Source organism: Flavobacterium circumlabens (assembly GCF_004345565.1).
GTDB lineage: Bacteria > Bacteroidota > Bacteroidia > Flavobacteriales > Flavobacteriaceae > Flavobacterium > Flavobacterium circumlabens.
Window position 1 is genome coordinate 39,122 of record NZ_SLWA01000012.1, and the last position, 23,925, is coordinate 63,046.

The 23,925-nt window shown below is 36.2% G+C and carries 18 protein-coding genes; 8 read left to right on the plus strand and 10 right to left on the minus strand.

Translation table 11 applies throughout. The annotated features are described in order from the left end of the window. Positions 1-53: 53 nt before the first annotated feature. A complete protein-coding gene (locus tag EV142_RS21810) occupies positions 54-1,433 on the minus strand; it encodes a sialate O-acetylesterase (RefSeq protein WP_132037963.1) in 1,380 nt (459 codons plus the stop codon). After that, positions 1,423-2,517, minus strand: a complete 1,095-nt coding sequence (locus EV142_RS21815) for an SGNH/GDSL hydrolase family protein (protein ID WP_132037964.1) — start codon at positions 2,515-2,517, stop codon at positions 1,423-1,425. The genes EV142_RS21810 and EV142_RS21815 overlap by 11 nt, the downstream gene beginning before the upstream one ends. A gap of 195 nt (positions 2,518-2,712) precedes the next feature. Here EV142_RS21815 and EV142_RS21820 point away from each other — a divergent pair, with 195 nt between their 5' ends. Continuing rightward, positions 2,713-3,216: a C40 family peptidase gene (locus tag EV142_RS21820; protein ID WP_132037965.1), complete on the plus strand. Its 504-nt coding sequence runs from the start codon at positions 2,713-2,715 to the stop codon at positions 3,214-3,216. Between the two features lie 118 nt (positions 3,217-3,334). Here the strand turns inward: EV142_RS21820 and EV142_RS21825 are convergent, their stop codons facing one another. Further along, positions 3,335-4,912: a L,D-transpeptidase family protein gene (locus EV142_RS21825; protein ID WP_132037966.1), complete on the minus strand. Its 1,578-nt coding sequence runs from the start codon at positions 4,910-4,912 to the stop codon at positions 3,335-3,337. Between the two features lie 152 nt (positions 4,913-5,064). Then, positions 5,065-5,487 (minus strand): DUF1573 domain-containing protein, encoded by a 423-nt coding sequence (locus EV142_RS21830; RefSeq protein ID WP_132037967.1) that lies wholly within the window; start codon positions 5,485-5,487, stop codon positions 5,065-5,067. A gap of 162 nt (positions 5,488-5,649) precedes the next feature. Here EV142_RS21830 and EV142_RS21835 point away from each other — a divergent pair, with 162 nt between their 5' ends. From EV142_RS21835 to EV142_RS21850, 4 genes are all read left to right on the plus strand, one after another. Then, positions 5,650-6,912 (plus strand): sensor histidine kinase, encoded by a 1,263-nt coding sequence (locus tag EV142_RS21835; RefSeq protein WP_132037968.1) that lies wholly within the window; start codon positions 5,650-5,652, stop codon positions 6,910-6,912. Beyond that, positions 6,909-7,592, plus strand: coding sequence for a response regulator transcription factor (locus tag EV142_RS21840; protein ID WP_132037970.1), 684 nt, complete (start codon positions 6,909-6,911; stop codon positions 7,590-7,592). Before EV142_RS21835 ends, EV142_RS21840 begins: the two co-directional genes overlap by 4 nt. A gap of 57 nt (positions 7,593-7,649) precedes the next feature. Next, positions 7,650-8,414, plus strand: a complete 765-nt coding sequence (locus EV142_RS21845; RefSeq protein ID WP_132037972.1) for an MBL fold metallo-hydrolase — start codon at positions 7,650-7,652, stop codon at positions 8,412-8,414. 87 nt (positions 8,415-8,501) lie between these two features. After that, positions 8,502-9,026 carry a hypothetical protein gene (locus EV142_RS21850; protein ID WP_132037974.1) on the plus strand — a complete coding sequence of 175 codons (525 nt, stop codon included), beginning with the start codon at positions 8,502-8,504 and terminating at the stop codon, positions 9,024-9,026. A gap of 19 nt (positions 9,027-9,045) precedes the next feature. Here the strand turns inward: EV142_RS21850 and EV142_RS21855 are convergent, their stop codons facing one another. Further along, on the minus strand, positions 9,046-11,271 hold the full coding sequence (locus EV142_RS21855; RefSeq protein ID WP_132037976.1) for a B12-binding domain-containing radical SAM protein: 2,226 nt from the start codon (positions 11,269-11,271) through the stop codon (positions 9,046-9,048). 145 nt (positions 11,272-11,416) lie between these two features. Here EV142_RS21855 and EV142_RS21860 point away from each other — a divergent pair, with 145 nt between their 5' ends. Beyond that, on the plus strand, positions 11,417-15,475 hold the full coding sequence (locus EV142_RS21860; protein ID WP_132037977.1) for a DUF7948 domain-containing protein: 4,059 nt from the start codon (positions 11,417-11,419) through the stop codon (positions 15,473-15,475). A 63-nt stretch (positions 15,476-15,538) separates the two neighbouring features. On the opposite strand, the gene EV142_RS21865 is transcribed toward EV142_RS21860, so the two are convergent. From EV142_RS21865 to EV142_RS21885, 5 genes are all read right to left on the minus strand, one after another. Further along, positions 15,539-16,816 (minus strand): MFS transporter, encoded by a 1,278-nt coding sequence (locus EV142_RS21865; protein WP_132037979.1) that lies wholly within the window; start codon positions 16,814-16,816, stop codon positions 15,539-15,541. Positions 16,817-16,998: 182 nt separating this feature from the next. Next, entirely contained in the window at positions 16,999-17,529 is a 531-nt protein-coding gene (locus tag EV142_RS21870; RefSeq protein ID WP_132037981.1) for a hypothetical protein, read from the minus strand. Positions 17,530-17,566: 37 nt separating this feature from the next. Continuing rightward, positions 17,567-18,256: a peptide chain release factor H gene (gene prfH, locus EV142_RS21875; protein ID WP_132037983.1), complete on the minus strand. Its 690-nt coding sequence runs from the start codon at positions 18,254-18,256 to the stop codon at positions 17,567-17,569. A gap of 11 nt (positions 18,257-18,267) precedes the next feature. Next, positions 18,268-19,659, minus strand: a complete 1,392-nt coding sequence (locus EV142_RS21880) for an RtcB family protein (RefSeq protein ID WP_132037985.1) — start codon at positions 19,657-19,659, stop codon at positions 18,268-18,270. Beyond that, complete coding sequence (locus tag EV142_RS21885) at positions 19,659-20,402, minus strand: hypothetical protein (protein ID WP_132037987.1); 744 nt, start codon at positions 20,400-20,402, stop codon at positions 19,659-19,661. The genes EV142_RS21880 and EV142_RS21885 overlap by 1 nt, the downstream gene beginning before the upstream one ends. Before the next feature lie 488 nt (positions 20,403-20,890). Between EV142_RS21885 and bshC the strand changes: the two genes are divergently transcribed. Next, a complete protein-coding gene (gene bshC, locus EV142_RS21890; RefSeq protein WP_132037989.1) occupies positions 20,891-22,480 on the plus strand; it encodes a bacillithiol biosynthesis cysteine-adding enzyme BshC in 1,590 nt (529 codons plus the stop codon). A gap of 115 nt (positions 22,481-22,595) precedes the next feature. Next, positions 22,596-23,867, plus strand: coding sequence for an acyltransferase family protein (locus EV142_RS21895; RefSeq protein WP_132037991.1), 1,272 nt, complete (start codon positions 22,596-22,598; stop codon positions 23,865-23,867). Positions 23,868-23,925 lie beyond the last annotated feature (58 nt).

Consider the following 23,925-nt stretch of genomic DNA (forward strand, 5'->3'; position numbering starts at 1 on the left):
AGCGCCAATCTGTTTAAACCTGTAAAACCCGTGGGCAAAAATCTAAAATCTTCTTACTCCGTAATAAAACAGGATGCCGGCAAATTGACTTTATTGAACAAATCTGATTGTATTGTATTTCCCCATGCAAAGCGAACTTTAAGCGGGACCAAAACTTTTTTGCTTGTCAAAATCACCTGATCGTTCTTAATTAACGCTTCTGCGGTATAAAAAACACCATCGGCACCCGCCAATTCAAATTGATTGGATGTTTTACCGGCAAAATGTAATCCTTCCGCATAATCAAAGGAGAGGATCGCTTTATTTTTATCCGTTTTAAAAGCTTTAAAAAGCGGACTCTCAACCAAATTAGAATTGGTTTTATAGGTGTTTTTCAATGCTAAATTCGCCAGACGAATTCCAACCGCCTTTTTATTTTTAGGATGAATATCGATCGTATCCGAAACATCACTTATGACCACCATTCCGGTATTCGAAACTTCTTTCAATAGTTTTCTTTGGGAATCTCTTACCATAACATTCGAGAAATTATTGCTTCCTGTTTTATAAGCCGCAATCTGCACATAATAAAACGGAAAATCATCCTGCCACACTTTTCTCCACGAAGTGATCAAAGCCGAAAGTGTTTTGTCGTAAACGGCAGACCCCACATTCGATTCTCCCTGATACCAGAGTGTTCCTGCGATTTTAAATCCGACAAAAGGATAAATCATGGCATTGTAAGCACGTCCGGGCTGTCTGGGTCCGTATTCCTGCTCGTTCAGTTTTTTGGCATTTTCCAACAAAAGAGGATCGTTATTGATTACTTCTTCCGGTATCCATATTTCTGCGGGAGTTCCGCCCCAATTCGAGGAAATTAATCCGATTGGGACATTTTTTAAATCTTCTCTTAAGCGTTTCGCGAAAAAGTATCCGACAGCGCTGAAATTTTTCATGGTTTCCGGAGTCGATTCGGTCCAGTTTCCCAATAGATTATTCTGTGGAGTTGTTGCTGTTAATTTCGGAACGGTAAAAAATCTAATATTCGGATTCGTGGCATTTTTTGCTTCTTCATCGCCATTATCAATTCCCCAGCTAACCGACATTTCCATATTCGATTGTCCGGAACAAACCCAGACTTCACCAATCAGGATATTCTTTAAAATCACTTCGTTGTATCCTTTTATCGAAATGATGAAAGGTCCGCCGGCTTCTGGCGTTTTTATTTTCAGTTCCCATTGTGCCTGATTGTTAGTCACAACTTTATATTCCTGATTGTTCCAGCCTGAAATTAATTTGATTTCTTCTTTTGGATTTGCCCAGCCCCAAATTTTAACTTCGGAATTGCGCTGTAAAACCATATTATCACCAAAAATATTCGGAAGGGAAACGTTTGCCATCATAGTACTGGAAATCAACAGAAAGAAAGCAAACTTAAATATATTATTTTTCATTTAGCAATTTTTTTAAAAACGGAGCATAGGCATCAGCCATCACTTTTTGATCGGCAACATCCGGATGTCCGGAACATCCTTTTGGTGTCATGGGTTTAAATTTGAAAATCACAATCGGTTTATGCGTTTTATCTTCTTTAAAAGCATCCTTGATTTTGTTCAGGCAATCTTCAAAAACAACTCCTTTTTCGCCACCAACCATCGGGCTGTTGGTAATCACAATTTGTGCTTTTGGATTGTGTGTATACAACATTTTTATAAAATCAATGTAGTTCGAAATATACTTTTGGGCATTAAACGGCAGGCGCTCTTTCTTACCGTCTCCGCCTGAAAAATCATTAGTTCCCAGCGCAATACTGATAACATCCGGCTGAAAAGCAAAATCATATTTAGGTTTGGAAGGATCTTTTGTCAAGTACAAATTCCCATATAAATCGGGCATAATACCTTCTTCTTTATTTTCGTCATTCCAGTTTCTGTACATTCCGATTCCCGAAACAGAACTCATTAGATAAGCAGCACCAATTGCTCTGGAAAGAACCGGCCCGTAAGCATAATAACCATTATGATGATCGAAATATTCTCCTTTATCACAAGGCACATCTGAAGCGTCACTCGCTGCACCACAGGTAATTGAATCCCCAATAAACTCAATTTTCTTTTTCTTTTTTGAAGTAATACCCGTTAGTTTCGCTGTTGTTCCGGCAAATAAAATGTTTCCGCTTTGTGCTTCGGTATTTTTATAAATGGTAAGATTATGAACTTTCTTAGCTGAAGTAATTTTTATCGGAAAGGATTGTGCAGGACCTTTTTCAATTCTCAATTTCCCAATATATTTTCCATCCAAAACCAAGGCAACGTAGTTATGGTGCTCATAAGCATCAACACTTTGCAAAGAAACCGAACATGCAGTACCTGTAAAATTGAATGAAACCGAAGAAGCGGTTCCAATCAGAATGACATTATTATCCTGAAGTTTATCAACCCGTCCTTCGTAAAGAAATGTGTTGCTTTTGTTTTGTGAAGTCGAAACAGTCCAAATCATCAAAAACAAAATTAAAAGCGATATTTTTTTAAGAAACATAATTTATCTGTTAAAATATAAATGAGATTCACAAAGATACCCGAAGTAAAGGGTTTAGAAAGATACTAAAATGTCAAAAAGCAATAAAAAAACACCATATTCTTTTTCTTATTTTCTGTTTCTAATCATACTTAGCATCATGACTTTGATTTTAGAGAACAACATCCTATCTTTATCGATTAAACCCCTCTTCTTATGAAATTCCCCATTTATATAGTATTTGCCTTTTCAATTTTATTTCTTTCGTTTTGTGAAAAAGAAAATAAAACCGTTCTTCAACAAAATCAAAAAAGTCAAATCGCTAACCGGGATTCCATCATTGATTATGCCAAAAAATATCTGGGAACGCCTTATTTATATGCCAGTAGTGACCCCAAAAAAGGATTCGACTGTTCCGGGTTTGTCAGTTATGTTTTTAAGAATTTTAATATCAGCTTACCCAGAAGTTCCAATAGTTATAAAAACCTGGGAGTTGCGCTGGCTCCTGAAGATTTTAAGGTTGGCGATATTTTAGTTTTTTACGGCTATAAAGACAGAACAGTTGTGGGGCATCTCGGCATTATTTGCGAAGCCGATGGCATGCACTCCAAATTTATACATGCTTCTTCCGGAAAAGCAAATAGTGTAACGATTACGGCATTAGACACGGAACATTATACCAAACGTTTTTATAAATGTATTACTGTTTTATCGAAGTAGAGTGCTTTTTTTTGCCACTGATTACACGAATTAACACGAATTAATTCTGAATGTTTTGTCTGTAAGCCCTTAATCATGACACAGCATTTTTTGCCTTTGCAATTATTTCTCCTTTATTCTATTCTTCAGTCAATAATTTCAGTAGACTTTCATCTCTGTGGTAGACATCGTTGTAGAAATTCAATTGTCCGTCTCGGTCTACCCAGGCGGTAAAATAACCAATATAAACGGGCACTTTCTTTTTTAGCGTATACCAGCTTTCTTTGCCGGCATGCATTGCTTTATCAATTCGTGCGGGTGTCCATTTGGGATCGTTTTTCAAAAGCTCAATTGCTAATTCTCTTGGTTTAGCAACACGTACGCAGCCATGACTAAAAGCTCTGTTTTCTCTTTCAAACAAACTTTTTGCAGGTGTATCGTGCAAATAGATATTATTTGAATTTGGAAATAAAAACTTTACCAGACCAAGGGAATTATTTACACCCGGCGCCTGCCGAACGGCTCCGTTGTTCCATTCTAAATGTTTTTCTGCCAGATAATTTTTGTTTTTAGCCATTCCGGGTTTTATCTCCTTATTAATTATACTCTGAGGTACATTCCAATACGGACTGAAAACAATATTATTCATCATACCGCTGAAAATAACTGTTTTGGTCATTGCTTTTCCCACCACAACGGCTGAAACAAAACTAATTTCATGATTGCGGATCAGATATAATCTAAACTCAGGAATGTTGACTTCGATATATTCCTTTCCCTTTTCCAATTCGGGATCAATCCATCTGCAACGTTCCATGTTTACGATAATCGTCTTGATTCTGTCGGCAACGGGAACATTCAATTCGTCGATATGTTCCTTTAAAATGATATTTTTAGGCGTTTTTCCGTGATGTATTTCGTAGTTTTTCATCGCCGCAATTAAGGTCGAATCGCAAACGGCGCTTTTATTATTTTCTTTTAGTTCTCCTGTTATCGAAAGCCTTTCTCTGATCTGGGCTATGGTCGCTGCTGAATCCCCAACTTTTAAATTTTTGAAATCTTCCCCGGCTTCAATGGTTTTCCAGCCTCCTTTTTTCTCAATCTCCCTGTATTTTTTAAGTACATCACGCAGTTTGTAATACTGACTGAACATTTTACTTTTATTATCATCATTAATCGTAGCATTTTCGAAAATAGAATCCGAAAACACCTGATAATTTACTTTTTTTCTTGGTAAAAGCCATTGTAAAGAAGTTGACGTTTTCTCGTCCACACCGTTAAATACTTTTTCAGCATAATAGAAATATAAATTTGTAATCATCAGATCGGTATCGACCTGAGATAATTTATTGTCTGAAATGCGTTCAAAAATGGGATTGATTTTTTCATTATACGGAAAATTGGCTTTTAAACCTTCTGCTTCCAGGCCTTTATATTTATTGAATAAAGTACTTCCAAACTCCACGATTCCTTTATTATCCTGCCATAACTGAGTAGAATTCTTTTTCTTGTACAACGCTGAAATGTCTCCCTGAAATTTAATTAATTTCGGATAGGTCTGGTAAAATTTAGAAATATCAACACTGTCAATAGGGATTTTAAGTTCCGGAACTACTTGCTTTGCAGTACTTTTTTCTTCTTTATCGCCCGATTTAGAATTACAGGAAACAAAAGTTAAAAGCATCATCAACGTAACAAGCGGGTACAAAATTTTCATAATCATATTTTTAATAAAAATAAACAAGTTTTTACAAAAATGCCTTATTTGGAGAAAAAATAATCCGGACTTAACAACAGCATTATGAACAAAAAAACTCCGGATACATTACATATCCGGAGTTTCCCCCTTTATAATCTCAACCTTTTATTTTAGATCACCGTTCCTTTTAATGTAAGGACTTTTGGTGCTGTCTCTGCGCTTGTTGTTACCGTAACTGTTTTTGTAAATCCGCCTTTATTAGCCGCATTGTAAGTTGCAGTCACCTTAGCCGATTTACCCGGTAAAATTGGTTCTTTGGTATAATCTGTTGCTGTGCAGCCACAAGATCCCTGAACACTAGTAATGACAACTGCTGTTTTTCCGGTATTTTTAAATTCATAAACAATTGCTTTTGGAGTTCCCTGTGGAATTTCACCAACATCAATTGTTTCTGCTTTCCATACAATTGTAGTTGCTGTAGTTTTTGTAGTTTCTGTTTTTACATTAGAAACTAATGTTTTTACCGGAGCAATAGCCGAAAAGGACATTAATCCTAATGCTAAAGCCAACATTGAAATTTTAATAATTTTCATAGTATTTTATTTAAATGGTTAATGGTTACATTTTATATTTCAAAGGTAGTTTGTAAGAATCCAATGGCATGTTAAGCGGTTTCAAATCTTTGTTAACGACTTGTTAATGGGTGTTTTTCATTTAAATTTTGACTAATATTACACTTGTAAAACCTATTTCTTTTGAAAATAAACAAACTCAATAGCATTATCCTTCTTGGACTTGTTGCCATTATCAGCATATTGGTCGCACAATTACTTTGGACCAAAGAGGCCTTTAATCTGGAACAAAAAAAACTGAGCCAGAAAGCGCACATTGCTTTACTGGAAGTGGCCAGAAAATTATATGAAGGCACTAATCACGAATTGCCGGCTGTAAATCCGGTTCAGAAAATTGCCAATGATTATTATATCGTAAATGTCGAAAATGATTTTGAACCTGATATTTTAGAATTTTATTTAAAATCAGAATTCAAAAAAATGAATATCACGACTGATTTTGAATACGCGATGTACAACTGCCAGAGCGATGAAATGGTGTATGGTAATTATATTTCGCTGTCCCAGAAAGGAAAATCAAAACAAACAGTTTACTTTCCAAAGCATAAAAACCTGGTGTATTATTTTGCCGTTCGTTTTCCCAATGAAACGACTTATTTATTCAGTTCGATGCGTTTTTGGTTTGTACTTTCCACCGTGCTGATTCTTATTTTACTGATTTACGTGTATTCGATTTTTACGCTTTTACAACAAAAAAAATACTCCGAACTGCAGCGTGATTTCATCAATAATATGACGCATGAATTCAAAACACCTTTATCTTCTATTTTAATTGCTTCCCAATATCTAATTGAACAGAATGCCATAAAAGCAGATAAAAAACTCCACACTTATACCGATATCATTATCAATCAGAGTCATAAACTGAACAACCACATTGAAAAAATCCTGAATGTGGCCAAATCGGATCATACGTCTCTGGAATTAAAAACAGAATCGGTTTTAATTGTTCCGGTTATCGAAGAAACGATTACGAACATTCAGTTAAAATATCCGGAAGCCGTTATAAAAACAGAAACAAATGCTCCTGATTACAGCATAGAAACAGATGTTTTTCATTTTACCAATTTAGTTTATAATTTACTGGACAATGCGGTAAAATATTGCAATGAAAAACCGGAAATCCTGATTCGCATTTCAAAAGAAAATCAATTTTTAAAATTAGAATTCATCGATAACGGAATTGGAATCTCGCCTAAAAATATCGCTTCTATTTTTGACAAATTCTATCGCATTCAGAATGAGAAGAGTAATGAAGTAAATGGTTTTGGCCTTGGGTTGTATTATGTAAAAGAAATTTGTAACTTACAGTATTGGAAAATAAACGCCATCAATAATTCAGAAAAAGGTATTACCATAACGCTGACAATTCCATATAAGAAATGAAACATTTTAAAATTTTATACGCCGAAGATGATGAAACATTAGCGTTTCTGACGAAAGATAATTTAGAACAAAACAACTATGATGTCACACATTGTTCTAATGGAAAATTAAGTTTAGAAGCTTTTAAAGAGGAAGTTTTTGATATTTGTATTCTGGATATCATGATGCCAAAAATGGATGGTTTTGAACTGGCAACTGAGATTAGGAAAATTGATGTTGATGTTCCTATTATTTTCCTATCTGCCAAAACTTTAAAAGAAGACCGCATAAAAGGATTGCGTTTAGGTGCCGATGATTATCTCGTTAAGCCGTTTAGTATTGAAGAATTGCTGCTGAAAATAGAAATCTTCCTGAAGCGTTCACAAAAAAATAACGGAATCAAAAAATCGGTTTACGAAATTGGCAAATATCAGTTTGATACCGAAAATTTTATCCTTTTTAATGAAACAGAAAAAATTAGCCTGACACAACGGGAGTCCGAACTTTTGAAGCTCTTTGTCGACAATAAAAACCTGGTTTTAAAAAGACAGCAAATCCTAACTTCACTATGGGGTGACGATGATTACTTTATGGGAAGGAGCCTGGATGTCTTTATTTCCCGCCTTCGCAAGATTCTGGTTAACGAAAAAGGAATTTCAATTGAAAATCTTCATGGAATCGGTTTTCGATTTACAATGTAATTTATACACTTAAAAGTATAAAATTTTGTATTTTTAACATAGACAAACTTACAGAATATGAGACTGCATCATTTGCGTAACGCTACTTTAGTTATTGAAACAGAAAAGCACGTGATTTTAATTGATCCCATGCTGGGGAAAAGAAAAACTATTGCGCCATTTACGCTATTTCGTTATAAGCCTAAAAGAAACCCGCTTACCGCACTGCCAAAAAACAGCAGGGACATACTAAGCAAGGTAACACATTGCCTTATAACACATTTGCATCCGGATCATATTGATAAGGCCGGCGAAGTTTTCCTGAAAAGAAATTCGATTCCGGTAATCTGCAGTATCAAAGATGAAAAAGCACTGACACAAAGAGGCTTAACCGTTATTCAGACTTTGGATTACTGGCAGACCCAGTATTTTCTGGATGGTAAAATCACCGGTATACCGGCCGTTCACGGTTATGGGTTTATTGCCAAACTGATGGGAAATGTAATGGGTTTTCATATCGAGCTTCAAAATGAAAAGTCGGTTTACATAAGTTCCGATACGATTTTCACCGAACATGTACAAAGAGTGCTAACCGAGCTTAAACCTGATATTGCAACAGTTGCCTGCGGTACGGCAAGATTAGATTTGGGTCAGCCGTTATTGATGCGAATGGATGATATTTTGAAATTTGCCGTTCTTGCGCCGGGGAAAGTTTTCGCCAATCATTTAGAAGCCTTAAACCATTGTCCGACTACCCGAGAAGAGCTAAAACAGGCTTTGATACAAAATAATCTGATGTCAAAAACTGTGGTTCCGAATGATGGGGAATGTGTGGAGTATTGATTATTTTTATTTTAGAAAATAAATTTATTATTTAATTACAATTTCCATTTTAATATTATATTTGATTTTATAATCAAAGCCAAATTCATGGATAATTTCTTAAGAAAAATAAACTTAATCAAAGATATTACGATACAATTACCAATTACAAAAACAGAATTTATACAAAAATTTAGAAATTATGTAGACGAATCTGATTTGGGTTATGTGCCTTTTGAAGTTTTTCAATCGAGTACAAATGAGTATAAAGGCAACATTCAAAACAATACTTTTGAATTAAAAAAGAGAAAAAAAATCTTCGACACAAATTATTCTTTTGCAAAAGTAATTGGAGAATTAACCCAAGAGAATGATCAATTAACCATAAATGTTGAAATTTTTGGTTTCAGAAAAAGAATGCTAATCTTTGTAGTTATCATACTTTTATTCTATCTCGTTTTTTTTCTGGGGAGTGTTTCTAATGGCGATGTTTTTCCTTTCTTTATATTTCCTTTTTTATTAATCCATATGTCATTAATGCTGGTAATTCCTTATTTTGTAATAAGAAGGAGTGTCAACAGAATGGCTTATGATTTAGAAAGAGATTTTCATTATTGGGTAACTAAAAGATAGCATAATTTATTTTAAAAATCTACAAAACCAACAACCCAAATTCGCGTAAAGTGTTGACAGGTTTTGAATACCAGAACAATTCAAAATCTTCAAACTGGGTTTCAAAATCTGCTTTTACTTCCTGAAAAATATAATGTTTGTTATTAGAAACCGTGATTTTTTTCAGGATTTCAACAAGCCATTCTCCCTCATTCTTATTGGTCTGAATGTTGAAACTTTCCTTTTTATCGTGAAAAGTCAACATCATCATTTCCCAGGTTTGTCCTTTTTTAGATTTTGTAAAATGTTCCAGAGAAGGCTTCCCTCCTAACCAAACCACTTTTGCATTGGGTTTTGTAGTGAAATCATTTCCTTCCTGAAGCGCATTAAAAATAAAATCGGGATCTATTTTGGTTTTCGGAATTTTAAAATCGAACCAATCCTGCAATTCGTAGTCAAAGCAGATTCCGTGCATGAAATTAAAGAGTGATTTCTTTAATCCGAAACTGAATTTATCGTGATTGATACCGGTAGCATCGGTATAGTCAATATCGTTATTCGCAAAAGTTCCAATCGTTTCCGTTGCTTTTGTTACACCAAATTTCTCCGGATACAAGCCAACCGGACTATGAGCCGTCATTGCAAACTGATGCCAGAATCCGGATTGTAAAATTCCCGCTTCAAACAACTGACGTACCATTTCCAGGCTGTCAACCGTTTCCTGAATCGTTTGTGTCGGATATCCGTACATTAGGTAAGCATGTACCATAATTCCGGCTTCGGTAAAATTACGGGTTACTTTTGCGACCTGTTCTACGGTTACGCCTTTGTCAATTAATTTCAATAATCGGTCGGAAGCCACTTCCAGACCGCCGGAAACAGCAATACAGCCTGAAGCTTTCAACAACAAACATAAATCTGCAGAAAAGCTTTTTTCGAAACGGATATTCGTCCACCAGGTAACGGCTAATTTTCGGCGTAAGATTTCGAGAGCCAAAGCACGCATTAGCGCCGGCGGAGCAGCTTCATCTACAAAATGAAAACCATTCTGACCCGTTTGCTGCATCAGGTCTTCCATTCGATCACACAACAAATTAGCGGCAACAGGCTCGTATACTTTTATATAATCTAAAGAAATATCACAAAAAGTACATTTTCCCCAATAACAGCCGTGTGCCATGGTGAGTTTATTCCAGCGTCCGTCACTCCACATTCGGTGCATCGGATTTACAATTTCGATTACCGAAATATATTTATCCAAAGGCAAATCGGAATAATCAGGCGTTCCTACGTAGGCTTGTTTATAATCGTGTTTTAGGGAATTATTTTTATAAACTACTTCTCCGTTTTCCAGCAAAAAAGTTCTTTTGTAGCGCTTCCCGACTTCGCCCGAAGTGACAGCATTTGGGTTTTCCAGATTGAATATTAATTCTTCAATAGGCACTTCGCCATCATCCAGCGTAATAAAATCGAAAAACTCAAAAACACGTGCATCCGAAAGAGAACGTAATTCGGTATTTGGGAAACCTCCACCCATCGAAATTTTAATTTCCGGATGGTTTTGTTTTACCCATTGCGCACATCGAAAAGCACTGTATAAATTCCCGGGAAAGGGGACGGAGATCAAAAACAAAGTAGGCTGAACGGCTTCGATTTTAGCTTTCAACAAGGAAATTAAAATCGCATCAATATACGTCGGTTTTTGCTGCAGGGCTTCGTACAATTCATCAAACGAATTAGCACTTCGTCCTAAACGTTCGGCATATCGGCTGAAGCCAAAATTTTCATCGACACATTCCACAATAAAATCCGAAATATCTTCGAGGTATAAAGTGGCTAAATGTTTCGCTTTGTCCTGAGTTCCCATGGTTCCGAAAGCCCAGTCGAGTTCTTCCAATTGTGCAAATCGCGAAGCTTCCGGGAGAAAATCTTCCTGACAAATCTGCAATGCCAAAGTTGGATTTTTCCCCTGCAAAAACGGAATGACAGCATCGATCGTTTTGATGTATTCGTCCTGTAAAGCAAAAATACGCTTCGAATTATCCGAGATTTCATTTCCGACAACTTCAAACTTGGAACATGAAACCTGAAACAAATCTATTAGTCCTTTCTTCGAAAACAATTCCAAAATCACATCAATACCCAAATCTGCCTGTACTGCTGCTACATTTTTGGTATTCAGAAACCCTTTGATATAGGCAGTTGCCGGATACGGAGTATTCAGTTGAGTAAAGGGAGGCGTGATTACAAAAAGCTTGGTTTTCAAAGGGAATCATTTTCTGCAAAAATACGGGATATTTATAATCTTTTCAGGAAAAGATTCAGAAGGGTTTGTTTGTGTTTTGAAACCGAAACTTTTAGACTTATTTAGTAGATATTTAATTACATTTGCGACGCTATAAATCTTACTTATGAAGCGAATTTTACTTTTTTTATTGCTGCTGATTTTTATGCCTGTCCTGGCACAAAACAAAAATCAATCTGTAGGTTTTAAAGAAAACAAAGGTCAGATTACAGACCAGAAAGGCAAGCCCAACAATGCCGTGAAATATTTATTGAATACAGGAGGACTGAATGTTCAGTTAAGGAAAAATGGTTTTTCTTATGACATTTATGAAGTAAAAAAGATACCAATTGTACGCTCCAATACCTCAAAAACAAGTCCTTCCGGAGTACCGGACAAAGATAGAACAGAACAGCCTGATTATACTTTAGAATACCTGTTTCACCGAATAGATATTGACTTTGTCAATTCAAATTCCAAAGTGGAATTGCTTACAGATCACAAATCAACGGATTTTGACAATTATTATAATATCCCAAACAAACCTGAGGGAATTATCGGCGTACATCAGTACAAACAGATCACGTACAAGAATATCTATCCGAATATAGATGTAGTTTTTACGATTCCGAATGATCCTGAAAAAGTCGTTGAATACAATTTTGTTATTCATCCAAAAGGAAAGATCTCTGATATTCAATTAAAATTTAAGGGTGCTGAAACTGATTTAGCAGATAACAAAATCCGTATGAATGTTCGTTTTGGAAAAATGGAAGAAACGCTTCCGGCGAGCTGGATTGAAGATGGAAATGGTAAAAAGGAGATTTCCATTGCATACAGAAAGATTAAAAAAGACGTTTACGGGTTTACCGGTTCGGAGTCGCTTTCTGATAAAACGGTAATTATTGATCCAGTACCGACAAGGCTTTGGGGGACTTTTTATGGGGATCAGACCGATATACATTTTACTCTCAAACCATCGAGTATAAGTACAGATGCTCTTGGAAATGCATATGTAGCGGGAAGCACAAGTTCTTTAAATTCATCATACGCATCAACAGGAGCTCACCAAACATCTCCTTCTTCTGCATTTTTAAATGGAATAATCGAAAAGTTTGGTCCTGATGGAAATCGTTTATGGGGAACTTACTATGGCGGGCAAAATTATAGTGACATCGCAGATATAAAAGTAGATTTTCAGAATAACATTATTGTAACAGGAAGTACCCAATCTTTATCTAGTATAAGTACTCCAGAATCATATAAACCTAATCTATCAGGATCTTCAGATGCTTTTTTGGTGAAATTTAATAGTTTAGGTGTTAGGTTGTGGGGAACCTATTTTGGTGGCGAATATGAGGATTTGGGCTTTGCTGTAGATGTTGATAACAACAATAACATTTATATAATTGGTCTTACTACTAGTAGAACTGGAATTGCTGTAAATAGTAAATTTCAAACACATATAAATGAAGATCCAGCTTTCTCTAATACAATCGATGGATTTCTAACCAAATTTGGATCTTCAGGTAATTTAATCTGGAGTTCTTATGTAGGAGGCGAAAATCGCGAGGATCTTAGTGATATAGTAGTAAAAAATGACTATTTAATTATAGGAGGTTCAACATACAGTTTTAAAGATATTTCTACAGTAGGCGTTTTTCAGGAATTACATAATCCGATTACTCACCCGGATGGCGTTCTTTATAAATTCTCACTCAACGGAGAAAGAATATGGGCCAGCTATTATGGTGGAGAACAAATTGATTATATATATGCTGTTGAAGTTGACGATGAAGATAACATTTATATAGGAGGGCAAACGGCAAGTAATAACAACATCACAACCGCTGACCGTTTTGATAGTACTAATCCCTTTTCTTACAAAGGTTTTTTTGCAAAATTAAATAGTATGGGACAAAGACTTTGGGGGACCTATTTAGGGCAAGCTCACGTCTATTCAATTGTCTTTAGAAACAATTCAATATATCTTGGCGCAACAAATTTTGGATTCTCGTATCCAAAATTAACAACTTTATGTTCGTACAGGTTCAATAAACATTTTGAAAGATATGTCGCCAAATTTTCCAAAGAATCAGATTTTATATGGGGCACAGATATTGGTGGCGATTCCTCATACAACCCAACCAAAATAGCATTAGACAATAATAATGGAATATTTGCCAGTGGTATTTCATCTGAGAATAATGGCATTGCAGATGCTGATTCTTACCAATCTAACGTTTTGGGAAATGAAAATTATTTCCTGATGAAGTTTTCAGAAGATGTTAATCAAATCTCTCCGGAAATTCTAAGCAACTCTCCCGTTTGTATAGGCAAAACACTCGAACTAAAAGCTTCCGGAGGAAATAATTACTTCTGGACAGGCCCAAACGGTTTTACCTCAACAGAACAAAATCCTACCATAACAAATGTGACAATTATGAATAGCGGAAAATACAGCTGTTTAATCACCGGAACGGCTGGTTGCGATGGTACTGGAAATGTTACTGTTGTAATTGGCGATACTGAAGCACCTGTCCCGGATTTAGCAATTCTTCCAACCATAACCGGAGATTGTACTACCACAATAACCACATTTCCAACAGCAACCGATGCCTGCGCAGGAACAATTACAGGAACAACGACAGATCCTTTATCCTATAATTTTCCCGGAACCTATACTATTGTATGGAATTACGACGATGGAAACGGAAATAAATCCCATCAAAATCAAACAGTTACCATTAACAGTCAGCCTTTACCGACTGCAGCTTCACCACAAACTTTCTGTATTCAGGAAAATGCAACTTTAAATACTATCAGTATTACAAATGGCCAAAACATCAAATGGTACGATGCAATAACAGCCGGAATACTTTTACCGAATACAACTGTACTTCAAAATGATAAAACGTATTATGCCTCTCAAACCATAAACGGATGTGAAAGCGAAAGAATAGCTGTAACCATCAAAATTCAGGACACTCCCGTACCCACTGGAGATACAAATCAGCCTTTTTGTACCGGTCAGTATCCGACTTTAAATAGTATTACTGTTAACGGAGAAGACAAAAGATGGTATGATACGCTTACCAATGGAAACAGCTTGCCGGATAATACCAGTCTGCAAAACGGAAGAACCTATTACGTTTCCCAAACGCTAAATTTATGCGAAAGCAAAAGATTAGCCGTTACAATTTCCCTACAAAATACACCTTCTGTACCTTCAGGAGATTTAAATCCGAAGTTTTGTAAAAGCGAAAATGCTACTTTAAACAATATTGGTCTTAACGGGCAAAATATAAAATGGTACGATTCTACTATTGCGGCAGGCAACTTACCAAACACCACTTTATTGGAAAACAATAAAACCTATTATGCTTCACAAACTATTGGATGTGAAAGTGAAAGAGTCCCGGTATTGGTAAAAATCTATGACACACCATTCCCAACCGGAAATAAGGATCAGCAATTTTGTATTGATGAAAAAGCAACTATCGCTAATCTGAACTTTACAGGAACAGCTAATAAATGGTACGATGCCGCAACAAATGGAAATATTTTGCCTGAAACAACCCTGTTACAAGACGGTATCTATTATGTAACACAAACACTGAACAATTGCGAAAGTGAAAGGTTTGCCGTTTCCGTTAAAATACAAGACACTCAAAGTCCGATGAGTGACTCCCCACAAGTATTCTGCATCCAGCAAAACAGCTCCATAGAAAAAATTAAGATTAAGGGCGAAAATATAAAATGGTACGATCAGGCTACAGCGGGAATGATTTTAGCTGAATCAACACCGCTCGAAAATGGAATTACCTATTTTGCTTCTCAAACAGTTAATGAATGCGAAAGCGAAAGAACTCCGGTAACGATAAAAATCTTTGCCGCCACAACTGCCGAGTGTATCAATTATGTCGATGAACTTCCCTTTCCTAAATTCTTTACGCCGAATAATGATGGTCACAATGACACCTGGACGATTGATTTTGCCTATTTGGCTCCGCGTACAGGAATCAGGATATTTGATCGTTACGGTAAATTCATCAAAGAGCTAACCACCAACAGCTCATGGGACGGAACTTACACAGGCCAAAACGAACCTGCCTCCGATTATTGGTTTGTAGTAACCCGTTTAAATGGCACTGAATTTAGAGGGCATTTTAGCCTGAAACGTTAAAAACAGAAAAGGTTGTCCAAATCAAATTCGGACAACCTTTTTAATTATTTATTTCAGATTTATTTAAAACTTATGTTCCTTTTTACTGATTACCAGTAAAGAAAACAAGGAAATACAGGCCGCTATAGTCAGATAGAAACCAACATAGGTCAAACTATAAGTACTGGCCAGCCAAATCGCAATCATTGGAGCAAAGGCTGCGCCAAGGATTCCTGCCAGATTAAACGTTAATGAAGCTCCGGAATAACGAACATTGGTAGGGAATAATTCGGATAAGAAAGTTCCTAAAGGTCCGTAAGTGAATCCCATCAACGACATTCCTAAACAGACAAAGAAAGTTACCATAAATATACTTCCTGAATTTAAAAAATGAGAGAAGAAAAAACCAAAAACAGCAATAGCAATTGTAGTTATAATTAATATTTTGCGACGTCCAATTTTATCTGCAACAACTGCTGAAACGGGAATAAAAGCAGCAAAAAACAACACTGAAAACATCTGAATCAATAGGAAATCCCTTTTGGCGTAACCCAGATCCGAAGTGGCCCAACTCAGGGTAAACACCGTCATCAGGTAAAACACCAGGAAGGTGGTAATCGCTGCAAGTGTTCCAAAAATCAATTGGTTTTTATACTCCTTGATCAAGGTAAAGAATGGAACTTTTACCTCTTCGTGTTCGTTTTTTGAATTTTCAAAAGACGGTGTTTCCGTAATTTTAGTCCTAATATAAAATCCAACTACCACCAAAAGAGAGCTGGCAATAAACGGAATTCTCCATCCATAATTCATGAAATCTTCATTACTCATCGAATCCGTTAACAGCAGGAAAGTACCTCCGGAAAGCAATAAGCCGATTGGTGCCCCCAATTGCGGAAACATACCATACCACGCCCGTTTATGTGGTGGTGCATTTTCGATCGCGAGCAGAACAGCTCCTCCCCACTCACCTCCTAAACCAACACCCTGCCCAAATCGGCACAACATTAATAATAAAGGAGCCAGGACACCAATACTGGCATAGCTTGGTAAAAATCCAATAGTTACGGTTGAGATACCCATCGTTAACAAAGCTGCAACTAAGGTAAACTTACGTCCGATTTTATCGCCATAATGACCGAAAAATGCGGAACCTAAAGGGCGCGATAAAAAGGCTATCGAAAAAGTAGCCAGTGATTCTAAAGTGGCCATAGTTTTATCAGAACCGGGGAAAAACAATTGCGGAAAAACCAATACCGCAGCATTAGCATAAATATAAAAGTCAAAAAATTCGATTGTGGTACCAATCAAGCTGCCAAAAAGAACATGTCGCAGCGAGTTCTTCTGATTAGGGTTATTTTTCATTCGGTTTTGATATAGATTTTTTTTAAGAAAATAGAGTATAAAAATGAATCTATTTTTCGAAAGTAACAAACATTTATCTGTTAAAATAAAAGATCGTTGTGAAAAATTCAAAACCAAAACACTACGCATTCCAATTCATTTATAAAATAAAAAAGGATGCCGCAATGACATCCCTTCTGGTATTACTTATTCTTTTTACCGTCTGATTTTTCTTTTTTAGATTCCTTTTTCGATTTTTTATTTACTTTTTTATGCAATCTTTTTTCGGTTTCTTCGATAAGATAATCAAATTCATTGCTTAACGTTTCAAGTCTTGCTTCTTTTAGCGCTTTCAATGCCTTTTTGAAATCTTTCCGGCTTTCTAAAAGCATTACTTTTTTAAGAAGAATTTCAACTCTATTAATACCTTTAATTGTCAAAGCAAAATCAATAAGCCTTGTCGCTTCCGCATAATCTTCATTCAAGATTAAAGTATTGATGTAATGCGCATAAACTTCGATGGCATTGATATTAATTGAAATTGCCTGCTGAAAATATTCCTTGGCTTCTTCATACTTCAATAACTGATCGGCCTGAACGCGGCCATAAAGGCATAATGCCATTGTATTTTTATCGTCATAAGACAAAGCATAATCCAGTGATTCTATGGTTTCCACCAACGAATACGGATAATTGTCTAAGGCTTCAAAAATGTATTTATCTACTGTTTTCATAAATCGTTTTGATTTGGAAATTCAAAAATCAAAGGGATTATTCCCTGTCGAAATAATCTTCTCTTTTTAATTTTTGTCTTTCCTGTTTGTTTGTTTTTTCCTGTTTCTGTTTTTTAAAATCAGAACCCTGAAAGATCCTTACAGGATTACCTCTCTGAATTTGCAGCTGATTCATCCATTGTGCCTGAAATTCGGCTTTAAACTGTTTTACGGCTTCTTCTTTAAATTTCTGCAATAATCTTTCGGTTGCCAGTTTTTTGTTCTGATGCTGTGATCGCGAATCCATTGCAACAACACTAATTCCGGTTGGAACATGTGTCGCCCGAACCGCCGAGCTGACCTTATTGACATGCTGCCCTCCGGCTCCGGAACTTCGCATGGCCTGATAGTGAATATCCTTTTCAGAAATTTCAGTGGCTGTCGAAGTTTCTATTTCGAAAATACCGATAAACCAATTTTTCCTTTTATGAAATTTCCTGAACTGACTTTGCCCAATCCACTGAATTGTACCAATCCATGAATTGATAAACGTATCCAGCGTATCGCTTTCGAGTAAAATCGTTGCGGTTTCTACCGTTCCGTTTTCAATTCCGGTTTCCCTGTGAAGCATTGTGGTTTTGATATTATTTTCCTTGGCTTCTTCTATAAAGGTTTTTAAAACCTGAGCCACAACCCAGCTGCATTCCGCCGGGCCGCGACCTGATGTTATTTGAATTATTTTTTCCATTTCTTACTCATTTAGCGGTCCATTCTAACGATTTTTGGAGTGAATGTACCAAGCACATCAACCAGTTCGTTTTGGTTTGCCATTACTTTATTAATGTCTTTGTAGGCCATTGGAGCTTCATCTATATTTCCTCCAATTAAACTGACATCGTTTGCTTTCAGAACTTTATTAATTTCGCTTTGGGTGAAGGATTCTTTGCACTTTCTTCGGGAGAAAAGTCGTCCGGCACCGTGTGAGGCAGAGTTTAAACTCTCCGTATTTCCTTTTCCCTTCACAATAAATCCCGGAGCCGTCATGGAACCCGGAATAATGCCCAGTTCACCAACATTTGCAGGGGTCGCCCCTTTACGATGTACAATAGCTTCCTTGCCGTTTACAATTTCCTTCCAGGCAAAATTGTGATGATTTTCGATTGTGACTACCACTCGTTTTCCAATCGCTTTTGCAATTCTTCTGTGAATATTATCGTGACAGGCCTTGGCATAATCTCCGGCTAAATTCATCGCCAGCCAGTATTCCTGACCATCATGCGTATTCAGATCCAGCCAGGCCAAATGCTGTACATTTTTTGGTAACGGACATTGTTTAGTCGCCAGATACGTATAATGTTTCGCAATATTGGCTCCCAATCCTCTTGAGCCGCTGTGTGACAGCACGGCAAAATACTCCCCGACACCAATTTTCCATTCATTAAGCGCATCGGTAATTTTTGCAATTCCAAATTCTACAAAATGATTGCCTCCGCCTGAAGTCCCAAGCTGTTTGTATGCTTTAGGCAAAAGATTTTCCAAAAGTGGAATATCCTGAAATTCACTCCGGCTGAACAATTCATGATCTGCTTTTATGGCGTGGGTCTCATACATTCCAAATTTGGTATTGTCTTTTAAAATGGCCTGTAGCTGATGTTCTTTTCCTTTGAAAAATGAAGCCGGAATGTCAAAAATGGACAAACTCATGCGGCATCCGATGTCAACACCAACTCCGTACGGAATTACGGCATTATCTGTTGCCAGCACACCGCCAATCGGCAATCCGTAACCGGAGTGCGCGTCAGGCATTAAAGCTCCGGCAACTGAAATTGGCAATTTTAAAGCATCATACAACTGGTATTTTGCCTGCTCATCAATTTCATTTTCCCCGAAAATCGAAAACGGCGCCCGGGTATTATTAAGCTGATGCATTCTTACCTGTACCGGATTTACCAATCCTTCCGCAACTTTCCCCCAGGTTCCGTGTCCCGTAAATTTTTCCGGAAACAACAAAACTTCTTTGGCTTCGGTTAATATGCTCTCTTTTTTTTCTCTTTTTCTGTATCTGTTGATCTGCCCTAAAGCAATATTGATACTGTTATTTTTTGGAAAGCCTATTTTTATAAGGTCCTTTCCGGATAATTTATTTCCCATTAGGTATATTTTTCTTCCAGATACGCTTCGTATATCGTATTCAGATTTTTAGTATTGATTTGATTGTTATTTTTTAGTTTCTCCAAACTGTAATAATAACTGGCGTCTCTGTTACCGCTTTTATAAATCTTATATCCCAGATCCCGATTTTGTATGTAATTTTCTATAAGCCTTAATTCACTTTCAAGCACTGCGTCTACAGCTTTTTGATGTGTAATGATATTCGGCTCAATTTTAAATACAAAACGCCAGGATTCCGTAAATTGATAATAAGTCTTAAAACAACGGCATCGATCCGACCATTTTTCGATTCGTGTAAAGCAGGATTTTTCCTTGTCAGTTAGTTCGAATTTATTCGTATTCCATTCGCTGACATTGATTTTCGCTAGAAATTGCTCCTTTGGATTCTCTGTTTTTTTTCCAAAGCGCTTTTTCCGACTGGTGAATGTTTTTTGATTCGAAAATTGAAAAGTGTTTATTTTTTCCAATACATTCAAATAAAACATTGCTTCGTCTGAGCGTAAAACATCTTTTCGAACTACAAAAAAACGAACCCATCCTTTTTGATAAGGTTCTTTCAATGCTATCAAAGGCAATTCTTTAATTGCCAGATAGATTGCATGTTTTCTTTTTGATAATTGAACAAGATGTTTTTCAAAATCCTCTTTAACCAATCTTTTTTTGCGTCTTTTTTTCTTTAAACGACTACATTGAATGTAATCGTCGAAAAGAGAATTGTCCATTAAAAAAAAATTAAATTAATTTCTGACTCAAACATTTAAAAATGCAGGGCAAAACATTTTATCTGAAACAGATAAATTAAGTTCTTTGATCGGGAATTTTTTGAAGTGTCCAGAATAAAAAAAGCCCGAAAGTTATTTCCTTCGGGCTTCTTCTTATATCTAAAATTGATTTACTAGGATTGAGAAAAGCCACGAAGACACATGCCAACAGAATCTGATCCTGATGCGATGTTTTGAGAGGTAAAGTTTAATACAAACATTGTCTTCGTTATTAATAATTAATGATTTATTTTTCTGAGGCAAATTTTGTGAAATATTTTCCTAATAAACAAATTATTATCGAAATATTTTTCAGAAATACGACAAAACAACTGATTTACAGTTGTTTAAATTTAAAAATGAAATTCAAATCATAAGCAATCGTTAAAACCAATTTTAACTACATATTTTGCTTAAATTTACAGCTATCAAAAAATAAACCCAAAATTATGCCAACCGACTGTATCAGCTACCAAAACTCAGGATATTTCTCGACTTTGATACAAGATTATTTAGAACAAAAACCGGATTTAAAACCGCTATATAATAATTTTCCAGTACTGGAAAACTTTGAAAAACAAATCATTGAAAAACAGCAGAATTTCAATAATCAAAACCGAATTCCGTTAGTTTCTGTTTTAAAAGAGCAATACGCTGCCCTTGAAATTTCAGATTTAACACAACAAAATATTGAGCTTTTAGCGCACGAAAGTACGTTTACAGTGACGACCGGGCATCAGTTAAATCTTTTTAGCGGGCCGCTATATTTTCTTTATAAAATCATATCGACCATCAATCTGACCAAGGAATTGAAATCGAAATATCCTAATTTCAATTTTGTACCTGTTTATTGGATGGCGACCGAGGATCACGATTTCGAAGAGATTAATTATTTCAATTTTAAAGGAAAAAAATTCCGTTGGAACACCGAAAGTACTGGTCCTGTAGGAAGACTTTCAACAGAAGGCCTGACCGAATTTTTCGAAATTTATGCCTTAGAATTAGGATCCAGTACGAATGCCAATATCCTGAAAAAACTATTTGAAGACGCTTACCTAAAACATAATACACTTGCGGATGCTACCCGTTTTTTAGCGAATGGATTATTTTCTTCCCAGGGTTTAGTCATTATAGATGCTGATAGTGCCGATTTAAAACGCGCCTTTGTTCCTTACATCAAAGAAGAATTGTTAGAGCAGACTTCTTTTAAAACCGTTCAGGAAACTATTGAAAAATTAAAAAATTATACGGTTCAGGTAAATCCTCGTGAAATCAATTTGTTTTATATTGAAGATAATCTGCGTGAACGCATTGTTTTTGAAAATGATAAATTCATGGTCAATAACACCAAAACTTCATTTTCAAAAGAAGAAATTTTAAACTTACTGGAAAGTAATCCTGAAAAATTCAGTCCAAATGTGATTATGCGACCGTTGTATCAGGAAATTATTTTGCCTAATTTATGTTACATCGGCGGAGGCGGGGAAATTGCGTACTGGCTGGAATTAAAATCTTTCTTTGATGCTGTAAATATTACCTTCCCAATGATTCTGGTTCGAAATTCCGTATTGCTGACAACGGAGAAACAGGCTAAAAAAGCGGATCAGTTAGGTTTAAGCTGGAAAGATTTATTTACCAAACCAGCCGATTTGGTCAATGCTGTAACGCATAAAATTTCAGAATTCCCAATTGACCTGACTCCTCAAAAAGAAATTCTGGAGAAACAATTTGAATATCTGTCTGAGTTAGCTCAAAAAACGGACAAATCGTTTACCGGAGCAGTAAAAGCCCAGGAAGTAAAGCAGAAAAAAGGATTGGAAAATCTGGAGAAACGTTTGCTTAAGGCACAAAAAAGAAAATTAAACGACCAGTTAGAGCGTGTTGTGGATTTACAATGTCAATTGTTTCCAAATAACAGCTTACAGGAACGCCAGAGTAATTTTTCCGAGTTTTATTTAGAAAAAGGTGAACAACTGATTCCATTATTAACGCAGAAATTAAAACCTCTAGCCACCAATTTCTCCATTATAACCATATAATTTATACTTTAACACAATAATTTCAGGATAAAATAACCACCTGATCCTGAAAGTATTGTTTTTAAACCAAATAGCGACTTTTAAAATTATTAACTAACCAATTTACCCAAAACCAATGGTAAAAGAACGCTTAATTTCGCTAGATGTCTTTCGCGGACTCACAATTTTATTAATGACGATTGTCAACAATCCCGGAGATTGGGGCCATGTCTTCCCTCCACTTTTACATGCCGAATGGAATGGCTGTACGCTAACCGACTTAGTATTTCCTTTTTTTGTATTTATTATGGGAGTGGCCGTTCCTCTTGCCATGCCGGATAAAAAATACGACAGCACGACCTTTAATAAAATCCTGGTACGTTCCTTAAGAATGTTATGCCTGGGGATTTTCTTCAATTATTTCGGAAAAATACAGCTTTTTGGCCTCGAAGGAATTCCATTACTTATGGGGCGACTAATTATTACAATCGGTGTTGGATATGCCCTGATGGGGAATTTTAATTCTAAATTAAAAAATATATTTGCTTTTTCGATCTTACTGATCTACCTCTTTTTGGCATACAGCGGAATCGAAGCCTATCACGATGTGCGTCTTCCCGGAGTTTTACAGCGAATTGCAGTGGTATATTTTGTTGTGTCCCTCTTATATCTAAAAACATCACAAAAGACACAAATCATAACAGGAGTTGTTTTATTATTGGGTTATTGGACCGCTATGACCTTGATACCGGTTCCCGGAATCGGCGAAGCGAATCTTGACAAAGGAACCAATTTAGCAGCATGGCTGGACAGTGTTCTCCTAAAAGGTCATATGTACCGTGGCACTGTAACCTGGGATCCGGAGGGAATTCTGAGTACCATTCCATCTATCGTAAATGGAATTATTGGTCTTTTGATTGGTCAGTTATTACAACTTAAAATTGCAAAAACTGAGATTGCAAAAAAAATGATAATAGCCGGAATAGTCTTAATTATTGCCGGGCTGCTTTGGAATATCGTTTTCCCAATCAACAAATCGATCTGGACCAGCAGCTATGTCTTATACACCACCGGACTCGCTACAACTGTCTTGTCTATTCTCTACTACATTATTGATATTGCAGCATATAAAAAAGGTTTCAAATTATTTTTGATCTGGGGTGTAAATCCAATGATTGTGTTTTTTGCCTCTCAGATTATACCGCAGGCTTTGGTTATGATTCAGTTTGAAAATCCACATAAGGCCGGAGAACAAATTAATCTTCTGAGTTATTTATACGGTTACGGAATTGCTCCATTTTTCGGTAATCCAATGATGGCGTCTTTCGCGGGTGCATTGGTTTATGTCGCCATCTGGACTTTTATTCTATGGATATTCTACAAAAACAAACTCATTTTTAAAGTTTAGTTTTTTCTTTTACCACATAAGTTATGTAAGATAATATAAGGAGAGGCGCACAAAGAGT